The 6407-nt window shown below is 46.2% G+C and carries 4 protein-coding genes and 1 pseudogene; 2 read left to right on the plus strand and 3 right to left on the minus strand.

Annotated features, from left to right (window positions below; all coding sequences use genetic code 11):
* Positions 1–329: 329 nt before the first annotated feature.
* From QZ938_RS20610 to glnA, 3 genes are all read right to left on the minus strand, one after another.
* Positions 330–644 carry a YkvA family protein gene (locus QZ938_RS20610; protein ID WP_293143488.1) on the minus strand — a complete coding sequence of 105 codons (315 nt, stop codon included), beginning with the start codon at positions 642–644 and terminating at the stop codon, positions 330–332.
* A gap of 1390 nt (positions 645–2034) precedes the next feature.
* Entirely contained in the window at positions 2035–3150 is a 1116-nt protein-coding gene (locus QZ938_RS20615) for an SPFH domain-containing protein (RefSeq protein WP_293143491.1), read from the minus strand.
* Between the two features lie 599 nt (positions 3151–3749).
* A complete protein-coding gene (gene glnA / locus QZ938_RS20620; RefSeq protein ID WP_293143493.1) occupies positions 3750–5171 on the minus strand; it encodes a type I glutamate--ammonia ligase in 1422 nt (473 codons plus the stop codon).
* 378 nt (positions 5172–5549) lie between these two features.
* Between glnA and apcB the strand changes: the two genes are divergently transcribed.
* Both apcB and QZ938_RS20630 read left to right on the plus strand, forming a co-directional pair.
* Positions 5550–6059 (plus strand): allophycocyanin subunit beta, encoded by a 510-nt coding sequence (gene apcB, locus QZ938_RS20625; protein WP_293143500.1) that lies wholly within the window; start codon positions 5550–5552, stop codon positions 6057–6059.
* A gap of 263 nt (positions 6060–6322) precedes the next feature.
* A pseudogene (locus tag QZ938_RS20630) lies at positions 6323–6407 on the plus strand (IS1 family transposase); the annotation flags it as partial.

Consider the following 6407-nt stretch of genomic DNA (forward strand, 5'->3'; position numbering starts at 1 on the left):
AAACGAAGAACCTGGAAAGGACTGAAGTCCTCACTACGAACTTGGAAACGAATAACCTGGAAAGGACTGAAGTCCTCACTACGAACCTGGAAACGAAGAACCTGGAAAGGACTGAAGTCCTCACTACGAACCTGGAAACGAAGAACCTGGAAAGGACTGAAGTCCTCACTACGAACCTGGAAACGAACCTGGAAAGGACTGAAGTCCTCATTACGAACCTGTTCGATCGCCCACCCATGAGTTTACCAGCGCCCATGCAAAAGGGAGCCGATGTTTTCTGCTCCCACTCACTCTCGAAAAGGTGTAAAGTATTCAGTTATTTTCGGCAACTATTGTACAGAGGATGCTTCTACATCTACGGTGCGGGGTGTCCCTTCTGCATAGGTGTCGGTTGGTTCTGATGCTGAGGCTGTCTGTGTTTGGCGGGATTTAAAATAGTCGATCGCCATTTGGGACACTTCCGAAATCAGCAATACTGCGATCGCCACATCGTCAATTTGTCCGACTACGGGGAGGAAATCCGGCGCAATGTCGATCGGGCTTACCAGATATGCCAGTGTTCCCAGAATAATCCACCAGCGGTACTTGGGGTTGCGGAGCGTCTCGCGGTACCAGTTGTAAACAGATTGTATAGAAAAGCTCATGGGGTTGTCCTCTCGTTATATTTTCAATCTTGACAAATTCTCGCTCGAAATGCTTGTGGAGATATCCCCCCTAGGGTTGGGAAGAGAATTCTACTCAGAGACATTTGGAATTGGGTACGGGGGATGTGGGTTCATCAGTTGTAGGGGCAGTGGATGGTGCGGGCCTGCCCTCTTAGTTGACTGTTGACAGCTACCCATAGCCGTCGATAGAAGAGGATTGGAGCAATGAATCATTTTATTTGATTTCCCCCTAAACGGGGAGGTTTCAGACCCAATATTTTCGGTGATTTAAACTCGGATTCAAAACCTTTTTCCTACTAACTTTTGCAAGTGCTTGTTTTTGTCCAAAGACTTTAAGTCCGGCTCGGTTCGCTCTAAGCTCAGGTATTTGGATTTGTTCGGTTCGATCGCCCGGGCGATGCAATCTACGGCTAAAATATAGACAACTACAGATTTTGCCTAAATTTTGTACTTTTACGCGATCGTGACTTGCACACAATTTATCAGTTCAATTTATTGGCCTCCCTCAATCTTAAATTAGTCTGATTTCCTCCTCATATTTTTAACAATCAAAATGTTCGTACAAGAACCTTTTTTGGGTATAAAACAACACCTGCTATTTTTGTTTTGGGATCTGGGCGATCGGGTTGATTGCAATACGGTTTACTTAACGCTTTTGATGAATTTCATCTGACGATTTTTGGATTATAAAGAGGTGAAGTAGATATTAAGAAGATTTTACCGCAGAGAACACAGAGAACACAGAGAGGGGAGGGATAAAAGGTTTTTTTCCAAAACCCTCGCAATACTCTTCCCTCTGCGCTCTTAGCGCCCTCTGTGGTTCAAAAGTCTTCTCTTGATGGAGTGGATTATATTTCAATACGGTTTACTTAATGCTTTTGATGAATTTCATCTGACGATTTTCTGGCAATATAGCCATTTTGGGCAAGTCAGATTTTTCTTAAGTCAACTGTATTGGGGTTGATTGCTAATATTTCGATCGTCGCAATTCAAAATATCTTGGGCTAGGGCAGCCCTATTTCAACAAACAAAACTGTTCATTAAGGAACAGTTTTTTGGTATAAGTTGACACCTAGTTTTTTTGATAGTTAGGATGCGGTCGATCGCCCGAATTACTGACTTTTTTCGGGTCAAAACTCAGTCAAAATACACATTCATTCTGTTACCTATTTTCTACAATCCTTGCATTCACTGGGTTTCACACTGATACTAATCTCAGTATAAGTTTGACAATCCGATTTTGACAGCTACTATTCTCACCCATCGCCCTACATTCAGCATAAGTACAAATAAATAAAATTAGTATCACAAAATACCCGTAGTCCGAGTTTGGACAGGGCGTTAAGTTCGATCGAAAAAAGGGTAGTTTTCATCCGTCTTGAAACACCCATTTTTGGTCGCCGATCGCAATTTCGCAACCATTTGCCAACCAAAAAGGTTCGTTAGCAGCCAGCCTCTGCCCTCCGACAAAAGTGCCGTTGGAACTGCCGCTATCGACAAGTTGATATCGCTGTTTGCCAACTTCGTCAGTGGCGCGGCGGATTTGGGCGTGGTAGCGGGAACTTTGCGGATCTTGCAACACTAAACTGTTAGTCGGTTCGCGTCCAATTGTAAAAGGATTGGCCGTTAAACCGATCGCCTGTCCAGAAAACTTGTAGATTAAATATGCAGTATTTTTGCGATCGCTGCTGGCGAGTACAGTCGGTGCAAGTGAAGGTGAATTTCTCGCGGGTGGGAGACTATTTTGAGCGAGTTGTTCGCTGAGTTGTTGCAAATCGCGATCGAATCCTGCTGCTGTTTCAGAAGCTGGAAGACTCGCAGGAGAATGACCCGAAATTAAGTTTAACTGCTGGACGGGAGCTTGAGGAACGATCGGGCGGCCAGCTTCAGCAATTCTCATTTGCAGGGCGGCCGAATTTTCTGCTTCCTGTCGCGCACTCATTCCCTCAACTTGGCGGATCACTCCGTTGGTTTCGGGAAAGCTGACATCGCCAATTCGCACGTCTTCTAAATTAAAACCTAGGGGATAAAAGTCTTGGACGCGATCGAGCAAATTTTGGCGCAGCAACAGCCGACCTTGGGTGATAAGCTGTTGTAAGGAAAATTGCCCGATCGCCAATCCCATACAATCCTTAACTGCACTTGCCAAAGCTGCGATCGGATCGGACAATTCCAAAGCTACCCGTTTCGGATCTATAACTTGATAAATAACCGTCAAAGTCGCATCAATTAAAAATCTATCCTTAGACAAAAAATCTCCGTGGGACTGCACGTCCAAGTTGCGAAGTTTGGTATCTACGAGGACAATTTGACACTGTTCCAGCAGGGGAAGGGCGAAGCTGAAATGGCGCCCGGATTTCAGGGTACGCACGGCGCGGCCGTTTTTGACCAACAAACCTGTGCAACCCGCCCCTATGAAGTCCATGCTAAACCCGGCCCAGCGTTCTGGAGTCACAGTTTGAATCAGGGGAGAGGCGTTGTTCATGGGATGCAGTTTGAGGGAGGGATGATTCTACTTTTAGGGTAACAAATTGCTAGCCGTCGATCGACCTCGCGTTGTGCCTGTTCGGCAACTTCTATACTTTACGCCTCCCAAAGTCCCGATTCAGTACGTACTCGATCTAGTTTGCATCTAATACAATTCCGGTTGCAGCGTCTGGTGATGTTGACTGTTGACTGTTAATTGTTGATTGTTGAACACATCTATAGCGGTTCTCATAAAGATTCGCGGACGTTGTTGGGCTTGGGCCCTCTTGGCTTCATTGGTTATGTAAGCTGTCAGTTATACCTAATCTTTTTGACAAAGGCTATAATTTTTATGTTAACAAAAGGGTGCATCTGGCGCAAGGCAAGGGCGAAGCATTTCGGCACATAATTTATCAGTGGAAATTACAGATTTACTGCCGAAATGCTTCGCCCCTACGAGTATATTTTCATTCATACCAGATGCACGCTAACAAAAAGGCAAAGTCTGGGCGCTGATCCAGAAGTTCTAAACTATAAAAAAACGCCGCTTTGTAGGGCGGCGTTCTTTTTAACTAAGCATTAAAAATGGCATAATTTCCATTTTTGATTCTTAAGTTTTTAACAATCGTAGTACAAAGCAAACTCGTAAGGGTGAGGACGTAACCGCATCGGGTTGACTTCGTTGTCGAGTTTGTAAGAAATCCAGGTTTGGATGAAGTCTTCGGTAAAGACGCCTGTTTCTGTTAAGAAAGCGTGGTCTTTTTCTAAAGCTTCTAACGCGCCTTCCAAGGAACCCGGAGTAGAAGGAACTTTGGCTAATTCTTCGGGAGACAAATCGTAGATATCTACGTCCAAAGGTTCGCCCGGATCGATTTGATTTTTGATGCCGTCTAAGCCTGCACACAGCATGGCTGCAAAGGCTAAATAGGGGTTGGATGTGGCATCGGGGCAGCGGAATTCTAAGCGCTTGGCTTTCGGGTTGTTCCCGGAAAGGGGAATTCGCACTGATGCCGATCGATTTCCTTGAGAATAAGCTAAGTTTACAGGCGCTTCAAAACCGGGAACCAACCGCTTGTAGGAGTTGGTCGTCGGGTTGGTGATTGCCAAAAGTGCCGGGGCGTGCTTCAGAATACCGCCGATGTAATGCAGTCCCATTTGACTGAAACCTGCATATTGATCGCCTGCAAATAGCGGTTGGCCATCTTTCCAAATCGACTGGTGAACGTGCATCCCGGAACCGTTGTCGTTAAACAGCGGTTTGGGCATGAAGGTGATGGTTTTGCCGTATTTTTTGCCGACGTTTTTGATGACGTATTTGTATGTCAGCAAGTAGTCAGCGGCTTGGACTAATGTCGCAAAGCGGAAACCGAGTTCGCACTGCCCGCCGGTGGCTACTTCGTGGTGGTGCTTTTCGATTGGTACGCCGCATTTTGCCATTGTCAGCAGCATTTCCGTTCTCATGTCTTGAGAGGTATCGGTTGGTGCTACTGGGAAATAACCTTCTTTGTAACGCGGTTTGTAGCCGAGGTTGCCGCCTGCTTCTTCTTTGCCGGAATTCCAGCGACCTTCGACGGAATCTACGTAATAATACCCGGAATTTTGCGTTTGGTCGAAGCGAACGTCGTCAAAAATGAAGAATTCTGCTTCTGGGCCGAAGAATGCTGTATCGCCGAGACCGGTGGTCAGCAGGTAGTCTATCGCTTTTTGGGCAATGGTGCGGGGACAGCGGCTGTACGGTTGGCCGGTGCGGGGTTCCTTGATGCTGCAAATGAAGCTGATGGTGGGTTCTGCCATGAACGGATCCATCCACGCGGTGGTAGGATCGATGACCATTGTCATGTCTGATTCGTTGATGGCTTTCCAGCCCCGAATGCTGGAACCGTCGAAGGGTACGCCGTCGGTGAAGGCGGTTTCGTCGATTTGGTCGTGGTACAGGGAAAGGTGTTGCCAGATCCCCGGCATATCGATGAATTTCAGATCGACGATCTGGATCTTATTTTCTTTTATGTAGTTTAGGGCTTCTTGGGGTGTCTGGAACATGACTTACTCCTGATATTGGTTTTGTTGCGGGCGATCCTCTTCGTTGGCGTAGCCCCCGTAGGGGCGGGCTTCGCTAACGGCAAATTTCAGACTGTTTGCGCGATCGTATGCCTTGAGTACCCACAGTTTTGTAACAATAGATACAAAATATTAAAGTGGGCCCAGTGGAGCAGGACAATTTGTGATGATTGCCTTGTCTGTGTTTCGGCTGTTGATATCAGGCAAACGGCTGAACTTGGCGGTCATTTGCCGGGGAGGGACTACCCTGTGTGCAAATCCTATCTCAAATCTTAATCAAAGGCCGATTTGTAGTAGTCTACAATAGGCGGTCTATCTCAGATAGCAAAGTATTGATAAAGATTTTTGGGAGAGAAACTTATGCGCGATGCCGTGACGAGTCTGATTGAAAATTATGATGTTGCTGGTAGGTATTTAGACCGAGATGGTATCGATCGGTTGAAATCTTATTTTGCAACTGGCACAGCACGGGTACAAGCAGCAGCAGCGATTAACAGCAATGCTGCGGCTATTGTCAAGCAAGCTGGTATTCAGCTATTTGCAGAACAGCCCGAACTGATTCGTCCCGGTGGTAATGCCTACACAACTCGTCGCTACGCGGCTTGTCTGCGAGATATGGACTACTACTTGCGCTACGCTACCTACGCCTTGGTGGCTGGAAGTACCGATGTGCTGGACGAGCGCGTGCTCCAAGGTTTGCGGGAAACTTACAATTCTCTGAGCGTTCCCATCGGCCCGACGGTGATGGGGATTAGCATTATGAAGGAGATGGTTAAGGCTCAGGTTGAATCTGCCGGCTTGTCTGTCGGGCCTTTTCTAGAACAGCCTTTTGATTATATGATTCGCGAATTGAGCGAACAAGATATTTAAGTCAAGCAAGCTGGTTTTTTTAGCAGCAAATTGCTTTTGTGGCTTGCACGTAGCAGGCTCTCGATCGCTTTTTTGGGATCACAGCAGAAAAGCGATCTTTTTTATGACTTATAGCGGTTATCAGAAAGATGAGGTATGTTGTTGGGATGCGAGCCCTATACGTCTAAGCGGTTATACCAGCTCTCAGACGTACCTCATCTTTTTGAGAAAGGCTATATATCATTGGCGTTGCTGAGTTAGAGTATGAATAGGAGGAATAATTTATGCAATGCCCTGAATGTAAATCAACCCATATCCGTAAAAACGGCAAGAAGAAAGGAAAACAAAATCACATTTGTGTCCAATGCA

This window comes from Microcoleus sp. CAWBG27, from assembly GCF_020883145.1.
GTDB lineage: Bacteria > Cyanobacteriota > Cyanobacteriia > Cyanobacteriales > Microcoleaceae > Microcoleus.

Excerpts from the sequence above, each read along its gene's own strand:
- QZ938_RS20610 (WP_293143488.1), bottom strand. The coding sequence starts at position 644 with ATGAGCTTTTCTATACAATCTGTTTACAACTGGTACCGCGAGACGCTC.
- QZ938_RS20615 (WP_293143491.1), bottom strand. The coding sequence starts at position 3,150 with ATGAACAACGCCTCTCCCCTGATTCAAACTGTGACTCCAGAACGCTGG.
- glnA (WP_293143493.1), bottom strand. The coding sequence starts at position 5,171 with ATGTTCCAGACACCCCAAGAAGCCCTAAACTACATAAAAGAAAATAAG.
- apcB (WP_293143500.1), top strand. The coding sequence starts at position 5,550 with ATGCGCGATGCCGTGACGAGTCTGATTGAAAATTATGATGTTGCTGGT.